The organism is Afipia clevelandensis ATCC 49720 (assembly GCF_000336555.1).
GTDB lineage: Bacteria > Pseudomonadota > Alphaproteobacteria > Rhizobiales > Xanthobacteraceae > Afipia > Afipia clevelandensis.
Map to the genome: position 1 here is coordinate 1,502,627 of NZ_KB375281.1, position 20,473 is coordinate 1,523,099.

Consider the following 20,473-nt stretch of genomic DNA (forward strand, 5'->3'; position numbering starts at 1 on the left):
CGGCGGCAAGAGTGTCACCTGTGTGTGATCACTCCTCCGGTGCGTTCTCGATCGGATCGAAGCGGTCGCCCTCAAGGCCGAGCAGGTTCCATGACTGCAGCATGTGCGGCGGCAAGGGCGCGGTGACGTCGATGAAACCGCCGCGCGGATGCGGGATTACGATACGGCGCGCCAAAAGATGCAGCCGCTTCTGGATACCGCCCGGCAACTGCCAGTTTTCCTTGTTGAAGTATTTCGGATCGCCGACGATGGCGTGGTTGATATGCGCCATGTGCGCGCGCAACTGATGCGTGCGCCCTGTCACCGGCTTCAGCGATACCCAGGCCAGCTTCTGCGCCGAGGCTTCGACCACCGCATAATAGGTCACTGCATGCGCCGCGCCCTCGTCACCATGCTCCGCGACGCGCATGATCGAATCTTCCTCGCTCTCTTCCTTCGCCAGATAGGTCGAGATGCGGCCCTGCTTCGGCTTCGGAACGCCCGCCACCAGCGCCCAGTAAATCTTGCGCGCGGAGCGATGACGGAACGAACCGGTCAATGCGCTGGCGGCAAAGCGTGTCTTGGCGATCAGCAGGCAGCCGGACGTTTCACGGTCGAGGCGATGGACCAGACGCGGCTTCTGCCCCTTGGCGTCGCGCATCACTTCCAGCATCTGGTCGACGTGCTTGGTCATGCCCGACCCGCCCTGCACGGCAAGGCCCGCAGGCTTGTTCAGCACCATCAGATCCTCGTCCTCGAACAGGATCATCTTGCGCAATTCTTCGAGTGTCTTTGTCGCGGCCTCGGACAGTTCGCCGCCCACCTTCGGCGTATCGAGCTTCAGCGGCGGAATGCGCACGCTTTGTCCTTCCTCGAGCCGGTCCTTGCTGTCGGCGCGCTTGCCGTTCACGCGCAGCTCGCCTTTGCGGACGATGCGCTGGATGTGGGAAAAAGACAGGCCGGGAAAGCGATGCTCGAGGAACCGATCCACGCGCATGTTGTTTTCGTCGGCGGTGACCACGACGGTCTGCACCTTGGTCGGCAATGGCGGCGGCGCGGCTTTCTCCTCGCGCACGGGTTCAGGGCGCGGCTCGCGTGCCGGCGGACGCAACGAAAATTTTCCGGCGGATGCGGGGCCGCGCTTCTCTGAAGTTCGCGGTCCGAACGACGGCTTACCGGAAGCGGATTTCGCCGAGCCGCGCTTGTCCGTGCCGGATTTTGCGGGACCGCGCTTGCCGCCCTTGCGGTCCTCGCGCACGGATTTCTTTTCCAGCGGCTTCCTGAAACGGCGACTCATGATGATCTGTCTTTTCTCAGCTTGGCCCAGTAATCGAGCCGCTTGCGAATCTCGCGTTCAAAGCCCCGGTCCGGCGGATCGTAGAACGTCTGGCGGCCGAGCGCTTCCGGAAAGTAGTCCTGCCCCGAAAAAGCATCGGGCATGTCGTGGTCGTATTGATAGCCGGACCCATAGCCTTCCGCCTGCATCAGCTTGGTCGGCGAATTGAGAATGTGCTTCGGCGGCAGCAGCGAGCCGCCTTCCTTCGCCGTGCGCATCGCGGCCTTGTAGGCCATGTATCCGGCATTGGATTTCGGGGCGGTCGCGATGTAGATCACCGCCTGTGCAATCGCCAGTTCGCCCTCCGGCGATCCCAGGAAATCATAGGCGTCCTTGGCGGCGTTGCAGATCACCAGCGCCTGCGGATCGGCAAGACCGATGTCCTCCACCGCCATCCGCACCACACGGCGCGCCAGGAACAGCGGGTCCTCGCCCGCATCCAGCATCCGCGCGAGATAATACAGCGCAGCATCGGGATCGGAGCCGCGCACGGATTTATGCAGCGCGGAGATCAGGTTGTAGTGGCCGTCCGCCGATTTGTCGTAGATCGGCGCGCGGCGCTGCAGGATGTCCTGCAACTGCGCGGCATTGAAAACCTCATCGGCGCGCGCGGCACGCCAGACCTCTTCCGCCAGCGTCAGCGCGGCGCGTCCGTCGCCGTCCGCCATCCTCACCAGCACGGCGCGCGCTTCCGCGTCCAGCGGCAGCTTCCTGCCCTGCACGTCTTCCGCACGCGCATAGAGTTTCTCGACCGCCTCCGTGTCGAGCGACTGGAACACCAGCACGCGCGCGCGTGACAGAAGCGCCGCGTTCAGTTCAAACGATGGATTTTCCGTGGTCGCACCGACCAGCACCACCGTGCCGTCTTCCATCACCGGCAGGAAGGAATCCTGCTGCGCGCGATTGAAGCGATGCACCTCGTCCACGAACAGCAGCGTGCCCTTGCCCATCTCGCGGCGGGCGCGCGCGGCATCGAACACCTTCTTCAGGTCGGCGACACCGGAGAACACGGCAGAGATTTGCTCGAACTCAAGTTCGGTCGCATCCGCCAGCAATCGCGCCACCGTGGTCTTGCCGGTGCCGGGCGGCCCCCAGAAGATCAGCGAGCCGAGCGTGCGCGTTTCCAGCATGCGCGTCAGCGCGCCGTCCGGCCCCAGGATGTGATCCTGGCCGACCACATCGCCAAGCGTCCTCGGCCGCAGCTTTTCCGGCAGCGGACGCGGGGCGTCCTGCTCCAGCCCCGCTGCGGCGAAGAGAGTTTGGGATGGTTGTGGTCGCTTGGCGTTCATGACACCTTTTCTGCTCCCTCTCCCCGCCTGCGGGAAGAGGGTTCGGGTGAGGGGCAACTTGAGAACAGCAGAGCGCCTCTCACCCGGCGCTACGCGCCGACCTCTCCCCGTAAAAACGGGGCGAGGTTAGGAGAAGCGTCTCGATAATCACTAGCCCCCCAGCACGACATTCAACTGCTGGCCGCCGCGGATCACCGTGATGCGCCAGAGCCGGGAGCCTTCGCTTGCGAGCTTTTCAAGATCGCGAGTGTGAGTCAGCTTGCGGCCGTTCACGGCGACAATGATATCGCCCTTCTTGAAGCCCACATTCGCGGCAATGGCGTTTTCCGGCAGGTCGGTGACAACGATGCCCTCGACGCTGGAATCGAGCTTGAGTTCGTCGGCCAGCGCGGGCGAAATGTTGGCGACCTTCGCGCCCTGGAACGGCGAACGCGACTTGATGGTGATCTCGTCGCGGCCGGTGTCCGGCGCGGTTTCCAGCGCGATGGACAGTTTCACCGGCTTGCCGCCGCGCAGCACGTCCACCTGCGCGGTCCCGCCAAGCGGACGGGTCGCGAAGCGATAATCGAACGCATTCGGATCGTCGACGGTCTGGCCGTCGATCGACACGATCAGATCCGACAATTTCAGACCCGCCTTTGCCGACGGACTTCCATTCGTGACGTTCGCGACCAATGCGCCGGTCGGGCGCTTGAGCCCAAGGGTCTCAGCGATCTCCGGCGTCACCGCCTGCAGGCGCGCGCCGAGCCACGGACGCTTGACCGCGGTGCCGCCGCTCTTCGCGGAGGCGACGACCACCCGCACCATGTTGGCCGGAATCGCAAAGCCGATGCCCTGCGAGCCGCCGGAGCGGGAGAAGATCGCGGTGTTCACGCCGACCAGCTTGCCGGTCATGTCCACCAGCGCGCCGCCCGAATTGCCGGGGTTGATCGCCGCATCGGTCTGGATGAAGAACTGATAGTCGGTGATGCCGACCTGCGTGCGCGCCAGCGCCGAGATGATGCCGTGGGTCACGGTCTGGCCGACGCCGAACGGATTGCCGATCGCGATGACCACGTCGCCGACCATTGCGTCGTCGGAATTGGCGAAATCGAGGATCGGGAATTTTTCCTTCACGTCTTTCAGGCGCAGCACCGCAAGATCGGTGCGGCTGTCCTTCAGCACGATCTCAGCCTCGAATTCGCGCTTGTCGGAGAGCGAAACTTTGACCTGATCGGCGCCCTCGATGACATGATTGTTGGTCACCACGAGACCCGAGGCATCGACCATCACGCCCGAACCGAGCGAGCGCTGCATCTGTTCGGGCTGGTTGCCCGGAACCCCGAAGAAGCGGCGGAACATCGGATCGTCCAGCAGCGGATTACGCGGCACCGCCTTGGCGGCATAGACGTTCACCACTGCGGGCTGCACGCGCTGAACGATCGGCGCGTAGGACATCCGAAGCTGGGCCTGCGAACCCGGGACGACGCGATCCTGCGCCAGCGCAGGCGCGGCGAGAATGGACGAGATGGTAAGCGCAATGAGCGCGCGAACGACGGTCATGAAAACAATCCTGAACCTGATGCCAAAAGATGAAGTCGTTTGAACGATGCTTAAGCGGGTTGCGGCTCCCGCGACAAACGCGAAGTCATGTCCTTTTGTGATCTTGCCTTCCCCGCTCCCGCAGCTCTCGCCTGTGATGCCGCATCGAGCCGGGCGCGGTTGTCGTCACCCCACGCTTTCAGCGCGTCGATCACCGGGCGAAGCCGCTGTCCCGTTTCAGACAACTCATAATCCACCCGCGGCGGAACCTCCGCATACACCTTGCGGATGACGAGGTCATCCTCCTCAAGGGCGCGAAGCTGCTTGGTCAGCATCCGCTGGGTGATATTGGGCAGCCGCTTGCGCAGCTCGCCGAAACGCAAACGGCCCTCCTGCAGGTGATAGAGAATGACGCCCTTCCACTTGCCGTCGATGAGATCGAGCGTGACCTCCACCGAACAGCCGGGCGCACAGCCGAAATCCTGTCGTTTCATGGACAACTTCCCATTAGTATCCGAACGGTGACTATATCCCCGAAATGACAGTACTTGCAAATATGGGTTGATCGCGACAGGTAGGACTGGGACCGCGACGGTCCCGATGGAGCAAGAGCAATGAAAGCTGTGGGTTACAAGAAGTCGCTGCCGATTGATGCACAGGACGCGCTGTTCGATTTTGAAACCGGCACGCCGGAGCCGCGCGGGCGCGACATCCGTGTCGCGGTGAAGGCGATTTCCGCCAATCCGGTGGACTACAAGGTCCGCAAGCGGGCCGAGCCCAAGGACGGCGACGTCAAAATTCTCGGTTTCGATGCCGCCGGTGTGGTGGACGCGGTCGGCCCCGACGTGACGCTGTTCAGGCCGGGCGACGAGGTCTGGTACGCAGGCTCGATCCAGCGCCAGGGCACCAATTCGGAATTCCATCTGGTGGACGAGCGCATCGTCGGCCACAAGCCGAAGACGCTCTCGTTCGCGCAGGCCGCCGCCCTGCCCCTGACCTCGATCACCGCATGGGAATTGCTGTTCGACCGCCTCGGCGTTGCGCCGGGCAAGAGCGTCGATCCGCGCACGCTGCTGATCGTCGGCGGCGCCGGCGGTGTCGGCTCGATCCTGATCCAGCTCGCGCGCCGTCTCACCGGCCTCACCGTGGTCGCCACCGCCTCGCGTCCCGAATCCCGCAAGTGGTGCCTCGACCTCGGCGCGCATCATGTCATCGACCATTCAAAGCCGATGAAGGAGCAGATCGACGCGCTGAAGGTGCCGCCGGTCGTGCTGATCGCGGCGCTTACCAACACCGATCAGCACTTCGCCGCGCTGGCGGACATCATCGCGCCGCAGGGCAAGCTCGGATTGATCGACGATCCCGCCTCGCTCAACGTCAATCTGCTGAAGGGCAAGGCGGCGTCGCTGCACTGGGAGTCGATGTTCACCCGCTCGTCGTTTCAGACCGCGGACATGATCGCGCAGCACAACCTGCTCGACGATGTCGCCAGCCTGATCGACAATGGCGTGCTGCGCACCACGCTCGACAAGGTGCTGGGCAAGATCAACGCGGCCAATCTCAAGCAGGCCCACGCACTGCTGGAAGGCGGACGCGCGACGGGCAAGCTGGTGCTGGAAGGCTGGTAACGAGCGAGACCCGCTTTCCGAAATTAAAAACCTCCGGCAGGGGCATTGCCGGAGGTTCGGAAGGTTCAATGAGAAACTCGTCTGGCGCGACGTTCAGCGGCGGAGGCACCCGCTGCGCCATGATTGGACAATGCCCGAGATACCTTATTTAGTCAAACAATCGGACCGCATGGCTCCTCTTACGATTGCGTGTGGGTCCATGATTTTACTCACCTGACTTGGCGCGCTTGCACATTTCCCGCGCAGCACGCGCGGCGGTTCACTTTTGACAACTTCCAAAGAAAAACCCCGGCAGTCTCCTGCCGGGGTTTCGTATTCAGACGGTCATCGCCGTCAGGCGATTACCAGGTGCGGCGAACGCGCAGGTTGCCGGACAGGATGCCCTGATCGCGGAACTCGTATGCGCCGGCCGGCTTGAACAGACCGGCTGCGCCCGCTGCCTGCGCAGTGGTGCCGCCGGTGTTGCTCTGGTCGAGGGTGGTGTACATGACTTCACCCGAGAACGTCAGGTTGCGAACCGGAGTCCACGCGGTGCGCGAACCGACCTGCCAGATGTTGAAGTCTGGATTACAGGTGCTGCCCGCTGCGTAGAACGCCGCCGTGTTGGTGCAGAAGATCGTGGTGGCGTTCGAGTTGTAGTCGACATGCGTGTAGCTGCCGAACACGCTGGTCTGCCAGTTCGGCGTCCAGTTATGCTCGTAGCCGCCACGGAAGCCCCACACCTTGGTCTTTTCGATCGAACCGTTGGTGGCGTAGACGCCGTCGAACAGCGCGAGCGCTGCGAACGACTGGTAGAACGCCGGGCTGGTCGTGCCGGTGTTGTTGAAGGCGTCGAAGCTGTTGCCGGTGGTGCCGCCGATCACGTACTTCGGAGCGCCGTCGGTGTAGGTGGCTTCGAGCGACAGCTTGTCGCCGGGGCCGGTCGGCAGGTTCTTCAGCTGAAGGCCGCCAGCGACTGCGAAGCCCCACTCATCGCTCGGATGACCGGTCGGCTCGGTGGTGCCGTAGTAGTTGGCGTGGATGTTGTGCAGGCCAGCGGACAGCTGAGCGGTGAACGCGGCCTGGTCGATGCGGACGTTACCAACGATGTCAGGCGCGACGTTGCCGCCGGACGCATTGGTGTAGGCGCCGGTGAAGAAGTTGGTCGCGGTCGAAGCGATCGCGCCGTTGAAGATCGGAGCGCGGTTGATGACGCGGTTGTCTTCGATGCCGACCTGAGCAGAGATGCCGTTACCGAACTGCCAAGTGTAGGCAATCTGGTTGATGCCGGTGGCGTTGTCGTAGCCGCCGATCAGGTTCGAGGTGTTCAGGCCGACCGGTGAACCGCCCCAGGGGGTCTGGAACGCCGAGATCGCCTTACCGATGGTGAAGCCGGCGAACTGGATGAAGCCGAAGTCCATGGTGAGAACGCCGGACGACGGACCGTCACCCGAGGTGTGCTGGAAGTTGCTCGACCAGTAGGTGCGGACAACGCCGTATTCGGTGGCAGTGCGGGTGTCGATGTTCAGGCTGGTGCGCGCGCGGGTGATGAAGTCATCCGACGCACGGTTCTGCAGACCGGTGTTGTTCTTGTTGTTCCAGGCCGGCTCGCCATGCGCGCTGCCGTTCATGGTGACGTCGAGCTGAACGTAGCCGCCCAGCTTGATGCAGGTGTCGGTACCCGGGATATAGTAGAAACCGGCTCCATACAGGGAGCAGATCTTCACGTACTGGACCGCTTTCGCCTTGACGGGAAGATCAGCCGCCTGTGCGCCTGTGGCGGCAACCAGTGCGGCTGCCGAGCCCAGGATAAGGCTCTTAATCTTGCTCATAAAACCTCCAAAAATGATCAACTGAGGAAAGGTCCGCTTCCCGTGGCCGTGGCCACCCCAATCAGCCCCTGATCCCCGCTTGCCGCCGCTGGCCCTTCTGACGGGACAGCCGGCGAGTCACCCGATGCTCTCGGCTGACGGGGCGACAATGCCTGCTTCCATCAATTGATTACAATAATTGATTTACTCATGCTTTTATTTGGCCGCGATCATGTGGTTTCCCCGCAACATCATGTCAGCGGGATGACAAAAGCGGCGATTGCAAAGGCATGACGGCTGACATAATTTTGCGCATTCGAGCGAAAAGGCAGCATTGAATGGCTGGCAGACTTCCCGCCAAGAAAATTTCATCTCATCGTCATACTACGCCTTCGCGCAGCGCTGCGCAGGAGGCGCGCCCGATGGGCCCGGACGACGCGCTGGTGCGTCAGTTCATCTGGGACGTTATTTCAATCAACACGCATCTTGAGGAAATCCGTTCCAACTGGGCACGCATGCTGGACATCACCTGCCCGCAATGGCTGATCCTGATGGCGGTCAACGATCTCGACCAGGGAAAGGGAATTTCAGTGCGTGAGGTTTCGACCAAGCTGCATGTCGATCCCTCTTTCGTGACGACCCAGACCAAGAGCCTCGAGAAGCACGGCTTCATGCGCCGCGTCGCATCGAAAGAAGACGCGCGCGTGGTGCTGATGTCGCTCACCGACAAGGCCCACAAGCAGATCGCCAATCTGTATTCACAGCAGGTCGTCGCCGACAATCTGGTCTTCTCCGATTTCTCGACCCAGACATTCCGCGACCTGACCGACAAGCTCTCGACGCTCAAGGAGCGGCTTGCAAAGGCCGCGCAGATGATCGCCGCGAACGGCTGACCGTCATGCGGCCGCTTGAGCCGGCACGGCCGCGAGGCGGGCCGCGATCCAGTCGAACACGAATTCGGCCCCGAGCGTCGGATTATCGGATTGCCCGTGCGCCGCGGCGGTTTCCGCAGCGGAGAAAATCTTCAGCGTGACATCCGCCCCTTCTTCGCGCAGCGCCGCGGACAATGCCACTGCATGACGGGTATCGAGCCAGTCGTGCTCGCCGAACGTCATCAGGATCGGGCACTTGATGCTGGTGAGACCGCCGTGACGCCGCAGCCGGCGAATCTCCTGCGCGACCGCATCGTGCCCGTCGTGACCGGACATCCACTGGGTCGCCGTCACGTTCTGGTGCATGTCCCAGATTCCGGCGTCGCAAACAGCCGCGGCAAACCTGTCATCGAGATTCGCCGCGCGCGAGGCGTAAGCGGCGCCAAGCCCGTCGCCGAAGATCGCGATGCGCTGTTCGTCGATGTCGCTGCGCGCAATCAGGTAATCCACGCAGCAGCTGATCGCGGTCTCGATTTCATAACGCACGAGGCCCTTGATCCGCGGCGCGGCGCCCTGCCCCGGCAGATCGGTGAGCAACAGCGAAAGGCCGCGCGCATGCGCCTGCCGCATCAGGGTGTGCAGATGCTCGTCCTTGAAATGCCCCGATCCGCCGACGCAGATCACAACCGGAGCCCTGGCGGGCGCGCCGGGCGCGGGAAGGAAGTAGGCTTCGACAAAGCCGTCATCGAAGCAGGGAATGCGGACCAGTTCGCCGCCGGGCCGCTGATGCGAGACCACAAGCCACGAACAGACCCGCATCCGCTCGAGCGCATCCGCGCGGCGGCTGTCATCCAGCTTGAGGAAAATTTCGGAGGCCCGGTAATAGTTCGATGCCCGCAGCCAGTTGCCAAGCGCCGAATGCAGATGTCCTGCCTCAAGCGCGGCGTCGCCCCTTGCCTTGCTGCTGTCCGCGACCGCTGTCCAGGCCAGGTACCAGCTCTCGTCATCCCCGGGCACGATACGGCTGGCCGTCAGGAAACACTCGGAAACCGTGCTGCCGCCCTCCTGCGCCGAACCGAGAACGCGCATGAACTGGAGGCTGTAGTCCTCGTTGTCAGGCCACTGCATCCAGCCACCGGGCTGAAATCGCGGCGGCGGGAGGTCAGCAGGCCGATCGTTCAAAAGAGCAGTCCACACAGTGAGGTTCAGCCGATTGTTAAAGCTGCGCCATGCCCGCTCGATCTAGCGTGGAAACGGTCGCGAACAAGGCGCGCAAGCATGTTGCATTGCAGCCATGAGCATGACCGGACAATTGCGACAGGCGCGTTACAGCCGTGTGACAAACAGCCCTGCTGCGACGTTTGCGCACGCGACACGACGCCCCGGGAGAAAATTTTTCCCGGGGCGAAGACAAAACGCGCTTCCGCTTCTGTCGCGCTCGCTATGCGATGGTCTGGATAATGCCGCCCTCGGCACGCAAGGCGGCGCCGTTGGTGGCCGAGGCCTCACGAGAGGACACATAGACCACCATGTTGGCAATCTCGTCGACAGTGGCGAATCGCTGGATCAGCGATGAGCCACGATGCTGCTTGACGAACTGCGAGGCCGCCTCATCCACCGACTGGCCGCTCTGCTTCGCCAGATCCTTTACGAAGGTCTCGACGCCCTCGGACATTGTCGGGCCGGGCAGCACCGAATTGACCGTGACATTGGTGCCCTTGGTCAGCTCGGCAAGACCGCGCGAGATCGCAAGCTGCGCGGTTTTTGACATGCCGTAGTGGATCATTTCGGTGGGAATGTTCACGCCCGATTCCGACGAGATGAAAACGATGCGGCCCCAGTTGCGCTTGAGCATGCCGGGCATGTAGGCGCGCGACAGACGCACACCCGACATCACATTGACCTCGAAAAAGCGGGTCCAGTCCGCGTCGGGAATCTCAAAAAAGTCCTTTGGCTCGAAGATGCCGGCATTGTTGATGAGAATGTCGGTCTCCGGTACCGCCGCGACCAGTTTCGCGCAGCCCTCCGCAGTGGATACGTCGGCGCCGACGCCGCGCGCCCTGGCGCCCGGGATTGCCTGGACGATCGCCGCCGCGGCCGCATCGGCCTTCGCCTGGCTGCGCCCGTTGACCACGACGCTTGCCCCGCTCCCCGCAAGGCCGCGGGCAATGGCGAGGCCAATGCCTCCGGTCGATCCGGTGATGACAGCGGTCGTTCCTGAAAGATCTATTTTCATGTGCTTGCTCCTGTCCGGTTCAGGTAGGTGCAGCGGCACTCGCCGGCCACTCCCCGGTCCTGTCCGCTCGTTCATGGCATCGTGTCCCGGCAGGCAACAATGCGGCGGCAACACGTGCAGGACAACACGTTTGTCACCGGGGCACAGGCGTCAGAATTGAGCGCAGTTAGCCGATGCCCGGCAACAGCCGGCGAATTTCAGCCTGGAGTTCAGAAACGGCCTGTTGGTCGCCCGAGAGATGCCGAAGCAGGCACTTCTGAAACAATCCGTCGAACAGCGCATAGAGCGCTTCCGGCGAAATCGCCGGGGTTTTCCGGCCAAGCTGGGCGTAGCGCGAGACCACGCGCCACATCATGTCTTCAAGGCTTTTGTCGATGGCCGTCACATCGTCGCGAAACGCATCCTCGAACAAGGCCTGGGCGCGCAGATCGTACCAGAGCCGGTGCATATGCGCTTCGGTGCGGATGGTCTCGCCGAGCTTTTCGAGAAATCCGTCGAGCAGTTCGCCCCTGCTTTTCGCCGTCGCTGTGATCTGGTCGTAGCGGGTAACGCACTTGGCCTTGTAGTGCCGCACGCTGCAGCAGATCAGGTCGAACTTGTCGCTGAAATAATAATGCAGCACGCCGTGGGTGAAATCCGACTTCTGCGCGATCTCGCGCAGGCTGGTCCGCGCATAGCCAAGCTCGGCGAGCGTGGCGAGCGCGGCCTCCGCCAGTTCGATACGGCGCGCGTTGAATTTGTCCACGGGAACGCGACCGCCGCGTCGCGCCGCAGTGTCCGTCCGCGCTCCGATCTCCGCCAACCGCGCCGCCATTCCGAACCGTTTCACCTCTTCGAGTCACCGGCGCACCGATTATGCACGGGCCGACAGGAAAATCCCGCTTCCACCCAAAACCAATACTTGACAACCGTCAAGATTCTATTGGACGTTTGTCAAAATAAAATTGGCCAATCGTCAAGATTTTGGACGATTGCGGAGGAACCTCCGGTCCCCTCAGAGCCGGCCTCCCCGCAGCGATTTCAATCTCTCAGGCGACGAGCCGTTAACGAGGGAGGAAGTTGTCAATGAGCGGAAAGAGTCTGGCTGGCCGAAAGGCCCTGGTGACCGGCGGAGCGCGAGGCATCGGAGAAGCAATCGCAACCGCGCTCGCGAATGCGGGTGCGTCGGTCATGATCACCGACGTCCTCGCGCCACTCGGAAAAGAAACCGCCGCCAAGATTGCCCATGCAGGCGTCGAGACCGGTTTTTGCGCACTCGACGTCACCGACGATGGGCAATGGGAAAAAGCCGTTGCGGCGACCGTCGCCGAACTCGGCGGTTACGATATCCTCATCAACAACGCCGGTATCGAAATCACCTCGCTCCTGATCGACGTGAAGGCCGAGGACGTGCGCAAGATGTGCGACGTCAACATCGTCGGCACGGCCCTCGGCATGAAGCACGCATTCCGCGCCATGCGCCCGGGCGGCGCGGCGGGCAAAGGCGGCGCTGTGGTCAACATCTCGTCGGTCGCAGCCACCATCGCCTACCCTGCCATCGCAGGTTACTCCGGCACCAAATCCGCCGTCGACCGGATGACCCGCGTCGGCGCGATGGAAGCCGGTAAACTAGGTTACGGCGTGCGCGTGAACTGCCTTTATCCCGGCCTCGCGCCAACGGAGATGGGCCTGAAGCTGGCGAACGATATTGCCGCGCTGGGTCTTGCCGCCGACGTCAACGCCGCGGTCGCTTCGGTGATCGACCAGACCCCGCTCGGACGTCTTGCCGAGGTCGGCGACATCGCGGATGCCGCCGTCTTCCTCTGCTCCAACGAGGCGCGCTTCATCACCGGCATCGGCCTGCCGGTCGAAGGCGGCATGGGCACCTGAGCCGCTGCCATCTGCGTCAGCCTGCTCACAACAACGCAACGATGAAGGCGCTGTGCCCTCGTCGTTAAGCAAAACATCATGCAACAGGGAGGATTTTCAAATGAGCGACAAGCGACCCGTCGTCGTCTATGGCGTCTCCGGATATACCGGCCGCCTCGTCTGCGAATATCTGCGCGAGTACAACGTCCCGTTCATCGCCGCCGGCCGCGACAAGGCCAAGGTTCAGGCCGTGGTCGACAAGATCCCGGGCATCGAGACCGCCGACTATGAAGTCGTCGAAGTCGAACACACGGTCGAGGCACTGACAAAGCTGTTCAAGGGCACGCGCGTCGTCAGCAACATGGTCGGCCCGTTTATCAAGTACGGCAGCGAAGTGGTGGAAGCCTGCCTCGCTGCCGGTTGCCACTACAGCGACACGACCGGCGAGCAGGACTGGGTGATGCATGCGCAAAAGACCTGGGGCGACAAGTTCGCCGCGAAGGGTCTGCTGCTCGCGCCGAACATCGCGCAGATGTATACGACGGGCGAAATCGCGGCGAACATCTGCCTCGAAACGCCCGGCCTCGATACGCTCGACATTCTGGTGTTCTGGAAAGGTTTTCCGACCTACGCCTCGACACAGACCATTTTCACCATTCTCAAGGCGAACTGGTACTACCTCGAACAGAACAAATATATGGAATGGGACGTTACCGCCCGCGCCGATGTTGTCGTACCCGGACAGCATGAAACGGCGATTGCCGTGCCATGGGGCGGCACCGCGCATCCGGTCTGGTTCAAGAACGATCCGCGCGTGCAAAGCTGCCGCGTGCTCGGCGGCGTTCTCGCCCGCCCGGTGATGGAAGGCGTGGTGCAGACCACGCAGATGGTGAAAGAGCAGATCAAGCCGCTGCCGCCGGATCAGCAGGAGAAGGCGCTGGCCGACATTGCCGCGACTGTGCAAGCGGCGATGCCGCCGCGCGAAAATCCGCGCGTCAACACCTCGATCGACTCGGTCTATGCCTCAGGCCCGCTTGGGCGCGCCCACTGCGTCATTCACGGCAACTGCAACTACAAGCAGACCGGGATGCTGCAGGCCTATGCCGCCTACTCGCTGCTGCAGACCCCGCCCCGCAAGGTCGGCTTCGCCTCGGGCTGTCAGGCGTTCGGCCATCGCGAACTGCTAGGCCAGTTGCGCAGCTTCGGGCTGGTGATGAATCCGATCCTCACCGTACAGACCTAGAGCGGCCGCGACGGTCTTCATTCCCGTCATTGCGAGCGCAGCGAAGCAATCCATCTCGATCATCCAAGTGGATTGCTTCGTCGCGGAGCCTGTGCCCGGACGGCGCAAAGCGCCGATTCGGGTCCCCCTTGCCATGACGGGTTCGCCCGCAAACAAAAAAGCGGCGCCCGAGGCGCCGCTTTTGAATTCTTGATGAGCCGGACGGCTTACGCCGCTTCCGACGAAGCCGCTTCCTGTACCGGACCCGAATCCTGGCCCTTGGCATCGACGTCGCGGTCGACGAACTCGATCACGGCCATCGGCGCGTTGTCGCCGTAGCGGAAACCGGCCTTGATGATGCGGGTGTAACCGCCCTGACGATCCTTGTAGCGGGGCGCCAGAACGTCGAACAGCTTCTTGACCTGATCGTGGTCGCGCATTTCGCCGATCGCCTGGCGGCGCAGGGCGAGACCGCCACGCTTGCCGAGGGTGACCAGCTTCTCGACGATCGGACGAAGTTCCTTCGCCTTCGGAAGCGTGGTGACGATCTGCTCGTGCTTGATCAGCGCAGCCGCCATGTTGGCGAACATCGCCTTGCGATGCTCTGCGGTGCGGTTGAGCTTACGATGAACCTTGCCGTGACGCATGATGATAGTCCTCTATTTCAGTTGCCGCGACGGTTCGTCGGACATGTTGCTCAGGTGGGCTGCCTGCGTTCGCCCGGTAACAATCAGCGCGAGAGAAGGATCACTCTGCTCTCGCGCCTAACTTGCTCAGTAGTGGTCTTCAAAGCGCTTGGCCAGCTCGTCGATGTTCTCCGGCGGCCAGCCGGGCACTTCCATGCCAAGGTGCAGACCCATCTGGGCCAGCACTTCCTTGATTTCGTTCAGCGACTTGCGGCCGAAGTTCGGGGTGCGGAGCATTTCCGCTTCCGACTTCTGCACGAGATCGCCGATGTAGACGATGTTGTCGTTCTTCAGGCAGTTCGCCGAACGCACCGACAGTTCGAGCTCGTCCACCTTCTTGAGGAAGGCCGGGTTGAAGGCGAGATCCGGAATGATCTCGGCGGCAACTTCCTTGCGGGGCTCCTCGAAGTTCACGAACACGTTGAGCTGATCCTGCAGGATGCGCGCCGAGTAAGCGAGCGCATCGTCCGGCGAGATTGCGCCGTTGGTTTCGATGGTCAGCGTCAGCTTGTCGTAGTCGAGGATCTGGCCTTCGCGGGTGTTCTCAACCTTGTAGGACACCTTGCGGACCGGCGAGAACAGGCTGTCCACCGGGATCAGGCCGATCGGCGCATCTTCCGGACGGTTGCGCTCGGCGGCGACATAGCCCTTGCCGGTGTTGACGGTGAATTCCATGCGGATTTCAGCGCCCTCGTCCAGCGTGCATAGCTGCAGGTCAGGATTCAGAACGACGACATCGCCGACGGTCTGGATGTCGCCTGCGGTGACGACGCCGGGGCCGGACTTCTTGACGACCATGCGCTTCGGGCCTTCGCCCTGCATCTTGATCGAGATGTCCTTCACGTTCAGCACGATGTCGGTCACGTCCTCGCGCACGCCGGCGATCGAGGAGAACTCGTGCAGCACGCCGTCGATGTGAACCGACTGCACGGCAGCGCCCTGCAGCGACGACAGCAGCACGCGGCGAAGCGCGTTGCCGAGCGTCTGGCCGAAACCGCGCTCGAGAGGTTCAGCGATGACGGTTGCGAAACGGGTCGGGTCCGAACCGGGCGTCACGTTGAGCTTGTTCGGACGAATGAGTTCTTGCCAATTTTTCTGGATCGTCACTTGTTCACCCATGCCATCAAAATCACTGGCGTTGGAGGTTTTGCGGCGCGGGCACCGTTGTTAAACATGGCCGCGTCATCGCATCTCAAAAACAACGCGGGCGTCGAACGCCCGCGGCAGTCCAAACAATCAGACGCGCCGGCGCTTGCGCGGGCGGCAACCATTGTGCGGGATCGTGGTCACGTCGCGGATCGAGGTGACGGTGAAGCCCGCGGCCTGCAGCGCGCGCAGCGCCGATTCACGGCCCGAACCGGGGCCTGCGACTTCGACTTCAAGCGTGCGCATGCCGTGTTCCTGCGCCTTCTTCGACACGTCTTCGGCAGCAACCTGCGCCGCATACGGAGTCGACTTGCGCGATCCCTTGAAACCCATCGTTCCGGCCGACGACCAGGCAATGGTGTTGCCCTGCGCATCGGTGATGGTGATGGTGGTGTTGTTGAACGACGAATTTACGTGCGCAATGCCGGATGCGATGTTCTTGCGTTCACGGCGACGTACGCGGGTAGCATCTTTAGCCATTTGGTCTCTTCTTTTCCTTCAAGCGCGTCCGTGATTCCAGACGCTGGGGAATTTCAGGTGATCACCGGCCGCCGCATGACGACCGGATCGGTTTGATAGAAACGAAAATTACTTCTTCTTGCCGGCGATTGCCTTGGCCGGGCCCTTGCGCGTGCGCGCATTGGTGTGGGTGCGCTGGCCGCGTACCGGAAGGCCGCGGCGATGACGCAGGCCGCGATAGCAGCCGAGGTCCATCAGGCGCTTGATGTTCATGCCGACTTCGCGGCGAAGGTCGCCTTCCACGAGGAAATCGCGGTCGATCATTTCGCGGATCTGAAGCACTTCAGCGTCGGTGAGCTGCGAGACGCGGCGTTCGGCCGGAATCTTGAGCTGCTCGACGATGGTCGCGGCATTCTTCTGGCCGATGCCATGAATGTACTGAAGCGCGATCAGCACGCGCTTGTTGGTCGGAATGTTGACGCCTGCAATACGGGCCACGGTCTTCGCTCCTGTCGCCGTCCATCACGGACCGGCTTGTCTCGTTGATCTCTTTGCGTCGGGCGGGTGTTCACAAACGCGAACACGACGCCCTCCCCATTTTCTTTCGGGGCCCGGCATCGTCTGAACTTATCCGACTGGATGCGGGCTTATTAATGTATTCAGCGCCGTTTCGTCAACCGTTTGACGGTCTTAGCGCCCTTTTTCGTGGCCTTTTTAGCCACTTTCCGGGTCTTCACGGTCCGGGTTCCCGCCGCCCGGCTTTTGGCCTTCGCGGCGGTCTTTTTCCGGCCCTTCACGGCCTTACCAGCCGGTTTCGAGGCCTTTTTGGCCTTCCGGGCGGTCGCTTTGGCAGCTTTCTTGACCGCCTTCTTGGCCGACTTTTTCGCAGCCTTCCCGGTTCCCTTTGCCGCGGTGGCTGCCTTGGCCTTGCCGGCGGGCTTCCTGGCCTTGGCAGGCTTGCGGGCGGCAGCCTTCTTCTCGGCCTTGGCGGCCGAATCGGCCTCCAGCGCGGCCAGCACGCGGTTGATCGCGGCGGTCACCTGCTCGATGGTCATCATGCCATCGACGGTGATGAGCTTGCGCTTCTCCGAGTAATAATGAACCAGCGGCTCGGTCTGCGCGCGGTAGCTCGCCAGGCGCTTCGAGAGCACCTCCGGGGTATCGTCGATCCGGACTTCCTCACCGCGTTCGCGCATCTGCGCCACGCGGGTCTCGACCCGCTCGAGCAGCGCGCTTTCATTCACACGCAGCTCAACGACAGCGTCGAGCTTGAGATGCTTCTTCTTGAGCAATTCGTCGAGCGCAGCGGCCTGCGGCACGGTGCGCGGAAAGCCGTCGAGGATGAATCCCTTCTTCGCGTCCGGCTCCTCGATGCGGTCGGCGATGATCCCGACCACAACATCATCAGGCACCAGCGCGCCGCTGGCCATGATGTCCTTCGCCTTGAGGCCGATCGGCGTTCCGGCTGCAACAGCGGCACGCAGCATCTCTCCGGTGGAGAGCTGAACGATGCCGTGCTTGTGAACCAGTCGTTGCGCCTGCGTTCCCTTGCCCGCCCCCGGCGGCCCGAGAAGAATCAACCTCATTTACGGCGGCCCCTCAATTTCGATTTACGGATCAGTCCTTCATACTGGTGCGCCAGCAGATAGCCCTGCACCTGAGCCACCGTATCCATCGTCACGCTGACAACGATCAGCAACGATGTGCCGCCGAGATAAAACGGCACGGATGCGTAAGAGATCAGGATTTCAGGCACCAGACAGACGACGGCCAGATAGATCGCACCGATCACGGTGATGCGTGACAGCACGTAGTCGATGTATTCGGCGGTGCGCTCGCCCGGACGGATGCCCGGAATGAAGCCGCCGTGCTTCTTCAGATTGTCCGCGGTCTCGGTCGGGTTGAACACGATCGCGGTGTAGAAGAACGCGAAGAACACGATCAGGCCGAGATACAGCACAAGGAACAGCGGGCGGCCGTGCGCGAGCTGCGTGGTCAGCCACTGGAACCATTCCGGCCCCTTGCCCGCGTTGAACTGCGCGATGGTGGTCGGCAGCAGCAGCAGCGACGAGGCGAAGATCGGCGGAATGACGCCCGAGGTATTGAGCTTGAGCGGCAGATGCGAGGACTGGCCCTCGAACATCTTGTTGCCGACCTGACGCTTTGGATACTGGATCAGCAGGCGGCGCTGCGCGCGCTCGACGAACACGATCAGCGCGATCACCGCAACAGCCATGATGATGATCGCCAGAATCAGCACCGTCGACAGCGCGCCCTGGCGGCCGAGTTCGAGGGTGCCCGCGATCGCCGACGGCAATTCGGCGACGATGCCGGACATGATAATGAGCGAGATGCCGTTGCCGATGCCGCGCGAGGTGATCTGCTCGCCGAGCCACATCAGGAACATGGTGCCGCCGACCAGCGTGATCGTGGTGGACAGACGGAAGAACAGGCCGGGATCCGAGACGACATTGCCCGCGCCTTCGAGGCCGACGGCGATGCCATAAGCCTGGAACGTCGCGAGCACCACGGTCAGATAGCGGGTGTACTGGTTGATGACCTTGCGGCCCGACTCGCCCTCCTTCTTGAGGGCTTCGAGCTGCGGCGACACGGTGGTCAGAAGCTGAAGAATGATCGACGCCGAAATGTACGGCATGATGTTCAGCGCGAAGATCGCCATGCGGTTGATGCCGCCGCCGGCGAACATGTTGAACATGCCGAGAATGCCGCCGGCCTGCGACTTGAAGATCTGGCTCCAGACATTCGGGTCGATGCCCGGCAGCGGCACATAGGTGCCCAGCCGATAAACAAGCAGCGCACCCAGTGTGAACCAGATGCGCTTCTTGAGCTCGTCAGCCTTTGCAAATGCCGAGAAGTTGAGGTTTGCCGCAAGTTGTTCCGCTGCAGAGGCCATGTTTGATCCCGGTTCCTTCAACGCATCAGGCCGGGCTCATTCCCGGCCCTCCACGCCTTGTTCTTTGAGACATCAAAGAGGTAAAGACGTGGATGCCCGGCACAAGGCCGGGCGTGACGGAATTTTACGAGGCCTTCCTGTTCGGCTTCTTGGCCGCAGCCTTTTGCGCGGCGGCATCCTTCGCCGGCGCCAGAATCTTCACCGAACCGCCGGCCTTCTCGACAGCCGCAATGGCGGACTTGGTGGCGCCGTACACTTCGACGGTCAGCTTCGACTTGAGTTCGCCGCGGCCGAGGAGACGCACGCCGTCCTTCGAGCGGCGCAGAATGCCCGACTTCACCAGCGCTTCCGCATTCACGGTAGAACCCGCGTCCAGCTTCTTGGCGTCGATGGCTTCCTGCAGGCGGTCGAGATTGACCTCCGTCAGGTCGAGCGCGAAAATGTTGTTGAAGCCGCGCTTCGGCAGACGGCGATGCAGCGGCATCTGGCCGCCTTCAAAGCCCTTGATGCGCACGCCCGAGCGCGCGGTCTGGCCCTTGCCGCCGCGTCCTGCCTGCTTGCCCTTGCCGGAGCCAATGCCACGGCCAACGCGCATGCGCTTCTTGCGCGAGCCGGCGTTGTCGGCGATTTCATTGAGCTTCATCGCTTGCTTCCTTACTTCTCGCCGACGACGCGAACGAGGTGCCTGACCTTGTTGATCATGCCGCGAACCTCAGGGGAATCCTGCAGCTCGGCGACGCGGCCGATCTTGTTGAGACGCAGACCGATCAGGGTCTCGCGCTGCGAGCTGTGGCGGCGGATCGGGCTGCCGGTCTGCTCGACCTTGATGGTTTTCGTTGCGGCCTTGGCCATGGTCTAACTCCAAAACGTCTTTTCAGACTGGCATGAACTGATCCGAAACCGTGTTCCGGATCAGGCCCTGATTATTCCGCGACAGCTTCCGCGTCACCGCCGACACGGCGGGACTGCAACGTGGACACCTTGATGTTGCGGCGGTTGGCGACCGAACGCGGCGAATCCTGATGCTTCAGCGCGTCGAAGGTCGCGCGAACCATGTTGTAGGGATTCGACGAGCCGATCGACTTCGCCACCACGTCCTGGATGCCCAGGGTCTCGAAGACGGCGCGCATCGGGCCGCCCGCGATGATGCCGGTACCGGCAGGAGCGGCGCGCAGGTAAACGCGGCCGGCGCCATGACGGCCAGCGATGTCGTGATGCAGCGTGCGGCCGTCGCGCAGCGCGACGCGCGTCAGGTTGCGCTTGGCCGACTCGGTCGCCTTGCGGATCGCTTCCGGCACTTCGCGCGCCTTGCCGTGGCCGAACCCGACCCGGCCCTTCTGATCGCCGATGACGACCAGAGCCGCAAAACCGAAGCGCTTGCCGCCCTTGACGACCTTCGCCACACGATTGATGTGGACGAGCTTGTCGACGAACTCGCTGTCGCGCTCTTCCCGATCCCGACCGCCCCGCTCGCGTCCACCGCGTTCGCGTTCACCTGCCATGGTGTTTTCCAATCCTTGCGAGGCTCACGCCTCTGACCCTGTATC

21 protein-coding genes are annotated in these 20,473 nt (G+C 62.5%); 4 read left to right on the forward strand and 17 right to left on the reverse strand.

Features of this window, described 5'->3' with window-relative positions:
• Positions 1 to 28 precede the first annotated feature (28 nt).
• The 4 genes from HMPREF9696_RS06965 to HMPREF9696_RS06980 form a co-directional block, all read right to left on the reverse strand.
• Complete coding sequence (locus HMPREF9696_RS06965) at positions 29 to 1,276, reverse strand: RluA family pseudouridine synthase (RefSeq protein WP_002712264.1); 1,248 nt, start codon at positions 1,274 to 1,276, stop codon at positions 29 to 31.
• Positions 1,273 to 2,604, reverse strand: a complete 1,332-nt coding sequence (locus HMPREF9696_RS06970; protein ID WP_002712265.1) for a replication-associated recombination protein A — start codon at positions 2,602 to 2,604, stop codon at positions 1,273 to 1,275. The genes HMPREF9696_RS06965 and HMPREF9696_RS06970 overlap by 4 nt, the downstream gene beginning before the upstream one ends.
• A 150-nt stretch (positions 2,605 to 2,754) precedes the next feature.
• Positions 2,755 to 4,146: a DegQ family serine endoprotease gene (locus tag HMPREF9696_RS06975; protein ID WP_002712266.1), complete on the reverse strand. Its 1,392-nt coding sequence runs from the start codon at positions 4,144 to 4,146 to the stop codon at positions 2,755 to 2,757.
• A gap of 50 nt (positions 4,147 to 4,196) precedes the next feature.
• On the reverse strand, positions 4,197 to 4,619 hold the full coding sequence (locus HMPREF9696_RS06980) for a winged helix-turn-helix transcriptional regulator (protein WP_002712267.1): 423 nt from the start codon (positions 4,617 to 4,619) through the stop codon (positions 4,197 to 4,199).
• A gap of 120 nt (positions 4,620 to 4,739) precedes the next feature.
• On the opposite strand from HMPREF9696_RS06980, the gene HMPREF9696_RS06985 reads away from it, so the two are divergent.
• Positions 4,740 to 5,753, forward strand: a complete 1,014-nt coding sequence (locus tag HMPREF9696_RS06985) for a zinc-binding alcohol dehydrogenase family protein (RefSeq protein ID WP_002712268.1) — start codon at positions 4,740 to 4,742, stop codon at positions 5,751 to 5,753.
• A gap of 341 nt (positions 5,754 to 6,094) precedes the next feature.
• Here the strand turns inward: HMPREF9696_RS06985 and HMPREF9696_RS06990 are convergent, their stop codons facing one another.
• On the reverse strand, positions 6,095 to 7,564 hold the full coding sequence (locus HMPREF9696_RS06990) for a porin (RefSeq protein ID WP_002712269.1): 1,470 nt from the start codon (positions 7,562 to 7,564) through the stop codon (positions 6,095 to 6,097).
• A gap of 401 nt (positions 7,565 to 7,965) precedes the next feature.
• Between HMPREF9696_RS06990 and HMPREF9696_RS06995 the strand changes: the two genes are divergently transcribed.
• Positions 7,966 to 8,436, forward strand: coding sequence for a MarR family transcriptional regulator (locus HMPREF9696_RS06995; RefSeq protein WP_002712270.1), 471 nt, complete (start codon positions 7,966 to 7,968; stop codon positions 8,434 to 8,436).
• A gap of 3 nt (positions 8,437 to 8,439) precedes the next feature.
• On the opposite strand, the gene HMPREF9696_RS07000 is transcribed toward HMPREF9696_RS06995, so the two are convergent.
• From HMPREF9696_RS07000 to HMPREF9696_RS07010, 3 genes are all read right to left on the reverse strand, one after another.
• Positions 8,440 to 9,543: an alpha/beta hydrolase family protein gene (locus HMPREF9696_RS07000; protein WP_002712271.1), complete on the reverse strand. Its 1,104-nt coding sequence runs from the start codon at positions 9,541 to 9,543 to the stop codon at positions 8,440 to 8,442.
• A 313-nt stretch (positions 9,544 to 9,856) separates the two neighbouring features.
• Positions 9,857 to 10,651, reverse strand: coding sequence for an SDR family NAD(P)-dependent oxidoreductase (locus tag HMPREF9696_RS07005; protein ID WP_002712272.1), 795 nt, complete (start codon positions 10,649 to 10,651; stop codon positions 9,857 to 9,859).
• 166 nt (positions 10,652 to 10,817) lie between these two features.
• Positions 10,818 to 11,396 carry a TetR/AcrR family transcriptional regulator gene (locus HMPREF9696_RS07010; RefSeq protein WP_245259211.1) on the reverse strand — a complete coding sequence of 193 codons (579 nt, stop codon included), beginning with the start codon at positions 11,394 to 11,396 and terminating at the stop codon, positions 10,818 to 10,820.
• Between the two features lie 320 nt (positions 11,397 to 11,716).
• On the opposite strand from HMPREF9696_RS07010, the gene HMPREF9696_RS07015 reads away from it, so the two are divergent.
• Positions 11,717 to 12,520, forward strand: coding sequence for an SDR family NAD(P)-dependent oxidoreductase (locus tag HMPREF9696_RS07015; RefSeq protein ID WP_002712274.1), 804 nt, complete (start codon positions 11,717 to 11,719; stop codon positions 12,518 to 12,520).
• Positions 12,521 to 12,620: 100 nt separating this feature from the next.
• Positions 12,621 to 13,742 (forward strand): DUF5938 domain-containing protein, encoded by a 1,122-nt coding sequence (locus tag HMPREF9696_RS07020; RefSeq protein WP_002712275.1) that lies wholly within the window; start codon positions 12,621 to 12,623, stop codon positions 13,740 to 13,742.
• A 206-nt stretch (positions 13,743 to 13,948) separates the two neighbouring features.
• Here HMPREF9696_RS07020 and rplQ read toward each other — a convergent pair whose 3' ends face one another.
• The 9 genes from rplQ to rpsE form a co-directional block, all read right to left on the reverse strand.
• Positions 13,949 to 14,368, reverse strand: a complete 420-nt coding sequence (gene rplQ, locus HMPREF9696_RS07025; RefSeq protein ID WP_002712276.1) for a 50S ribosomal protein L17 — start codon at positions 14,366 to 14,368, stop codon at positions 13,949 to 13,951.
• Positions 14,369 to 14,494: 126 nt separating this feature from the next.
• Positions 14,495 to 15,526 carry a DNA-directed RNA polymerase subunit alpha gene (locus HMPREF9696_RS07030; RefSeq protein WP_002712277.1) on the reverse strand — a complete coding sequence of 344 codons (1,032 nt, stop codon included), beginning with the start codon at positions 15,524 to 15,526 and terminating at the stop codon, positions 14,495 to 14,497.
• 117 nt (positions 15,527 to 15,643) lie between these two features.
• A complete protein-coding gene (gene rpsK / locus HMPREF9696_RS07035; protein WP_002712278.1) occupies positions 15,644 to 16,033 on the reverse strand; it encodes a 30S ribosomal protein S11 in 390 nt (129 codons plus the stop codon).
• A 108-nt stretch (positions 16,034 to 16,141) separates the two neighbouring features.
• Positions 16,142 to 16,510, reverse strand: a complete 369-nt coding sequence (rpsM, locus tag HMPREF9696_RS07040; RefSeq protein WP_002712279.1) for a 30S ribosomal protein S13 — start codon at positions 16,508 to 16,510, stop codon at positions 16,142 to 16,144.
• 161 nt (positions 16,511 to 16,671) lie between these two features.
• Positions 16,672 to 17,598 (reverse strand): adenylate kinase, encoded by a 927-nt coding sequence (locus HMPREF9696_RS07045; RefSeq protein WP_002712280.1) that lies wholly within the window; start codon positions 17,596 to 17,598, stop codon positions 16,672 to 16,674.
• Positions 17,595 to 18,926, reverse strand: a complete 1,332-nt coding sequence (gene secY, locus HMPREF9696_RS07050) for a preprotein translocase subunit SecY (protein ID WP_002712281.1) — start codon at positions 18,924 to 18,926, stop codon at positions 17,595 to 17,597. Before secY ends, HMPREF9696_RS07045 begins: the two co-directional genes overlap by 4 nt.
• A gap of 124 nt (positions 18,927 to 19,050) precedes the next feature.
• Positions 19,051 to 19,569, reverse strand: coding sequence for a 50S ribosomal protein L15 (gene rplO, locus HMPREF9696_RS07055; protein ID WP_002712282.1), 519 nt, complete (start codon positions 19,567 to 19,569; stop codon positions 19,051 to 19,053).
• Between the two features lie 11 nt (positions 19,570 to 19,580).
• Entirely contained in the window at positions 19,581 to 19,778 is a 198-nt protein-coding gene (gene rpmD, locus HMPREF9696_RS07060; protein ID WP_002712283.1) for a 50S ribosomal protein L30, read from the reverse strand.
• Positions 19,779 to 19,849: 71 nt separating this feature from the next.
• Positions 19,850 to 20,428 (reverse strand): 30S ribosomal protein S5, encoded by a 579-nt coding sequence (rpsE, locus tag HMPREF9696_RS07065; RefSeq protein ID WP_002712284.1) that lies wholly within the window; start codon positions 20,426 to 20,428, stop codon positions 19,850 to 19,852.
• Positions 20,429 to 20,473 lie beyond the last annotated feature (45 nt).

Coding starts and splice junctions, on each gene's coding strand:
- HMPREF9696_RS07005 (WP_002712272.1), bottom strand. CDS start 10,651: ATGAAAATAGATCTTTCAGGAACGACCGCTGTCATCACCGGATCGACC.
- HMPREF9696_RS06990 (WP_002712269.1), bottom strand. CDS start 7,564: ATGAGCAAGATTAAGAGCCTTATCCTGGGCTCGGCAGCCGCACTGGTT.
- HMPREF9696_RS07030 (WP_002712277.1), bottom strand. CDS start 15,526: ATGGGTGAACAAGTGACGATCCAGAAAAATTGGCAAGAACTCATTCGT.
- HMPREF9696_RS06985 (WP_002712268.1), top strand. CDS start 4,740: ATGAAAGCTGTGGGTTACAAGAAGTCGCTGCCGATTGATGCACAGGAC.
- rplO (WP_002712282.1), bottom strand. CDS start 19,569: ATGAAGCTCAATGAAATCGCCGACAACGCCGGCTCGCGCAAGAAGCGC.
- HMPREF9696_RS07020 (WP_002712275.1), top strand. CDS start 12,621: ATGAGCGACAAGCGACCCGTCGTCGTCTATGGCGTCTCCGGATATACC.
- HMPREF9696_RS06970 (WP_002712265.1), bottom strand. CDS start 2,604: ATGAACGCCAAGCGACCACAACCATCCCAAACTCTCTTCGCCGCAGCG.
- rpmD (WP_002712283.1), bottom strand. CDS start 19,778: ATGGCCAAGGCCGCAACGAAAACCATCAAGGTCGAGCAGACCGGCAGC.
- secY (WP_002712281.1), bottom strand. CDS start 18,926: ATGGCCTCTGCAGCGGAACAACTTGCGGCAAACCTCAACTTCTCGGCA.
- HMPREF9696_RS06980 (WP_002712267.1), bottom strand. CDS start 4,619: ATGAAACGACAGGATTTCGGCTGTGCGCCCGGCTGTTCGGTGGAGGTC.
- rplQ (WP_002712276.1), bottom strand. CDS start 14,368: ATGCGTCACGGCAAGGTTCATCGTAAGCTCAACCGCACCGCAGAGCAT.
- HMPREF9696_RS06995 (WP_002712270.1), top strand. CDS start 7,966: ATGGGCCCGGACGACGCGCTGGTGCGTCAGTTCATCTGGGACGTTATT.
- HMPREF9696_RS07000 (WP_002712271.1), bottom strand. CDS start 9,543: ATGCAGTGGCCTGACAACGAGGACTACAGCCTCCAGTTCATGCGCGTT.
- rpsE (WP_002712284.1), bottom strand. CDS start 20,428: ATGGCAGGTGAACGCGAACGCGGTGGACGCGAGCGGGGCGGTCGGGAT.
- rpsK (WP_002712278.1), bottom strand. CDS start 16,033: ATGGCTAAAGATGCTACCCGCGTACGTCGCCGTGAACGCAAGAACATC.
- HMPREF9696_RS06975 (WP_002712266.1), bottom strand. CDS start 4,146: ATGACCGTCGTTCGCGCGCTCATTGCGCTTACCATCTCGTCCATTCTC.
- HMPREF9696_RS07015 (WP_002712274.1), top strand. CDS start 11,717: ATGAGCGGAAAGAGTCTGGCTGGCCGAAAGGCCCTGGTGACCGGCGGA.
- HMPREF9696_RS06965 (WP_002712264.1), bottom strand. CDS start 1,276: ATGAGTCGCCGTTTCAGGAAGCCGCTGGAAAAGAAATCCGTGCGCGAG.
- HMPREF9696_RS07045 (WP_002712280.1), bottom strand. CDS start 17,598: ATGAGGTTGATTCTTCTCGGGCCGCCGGGGGCGGGCAAGGGAACGCAG.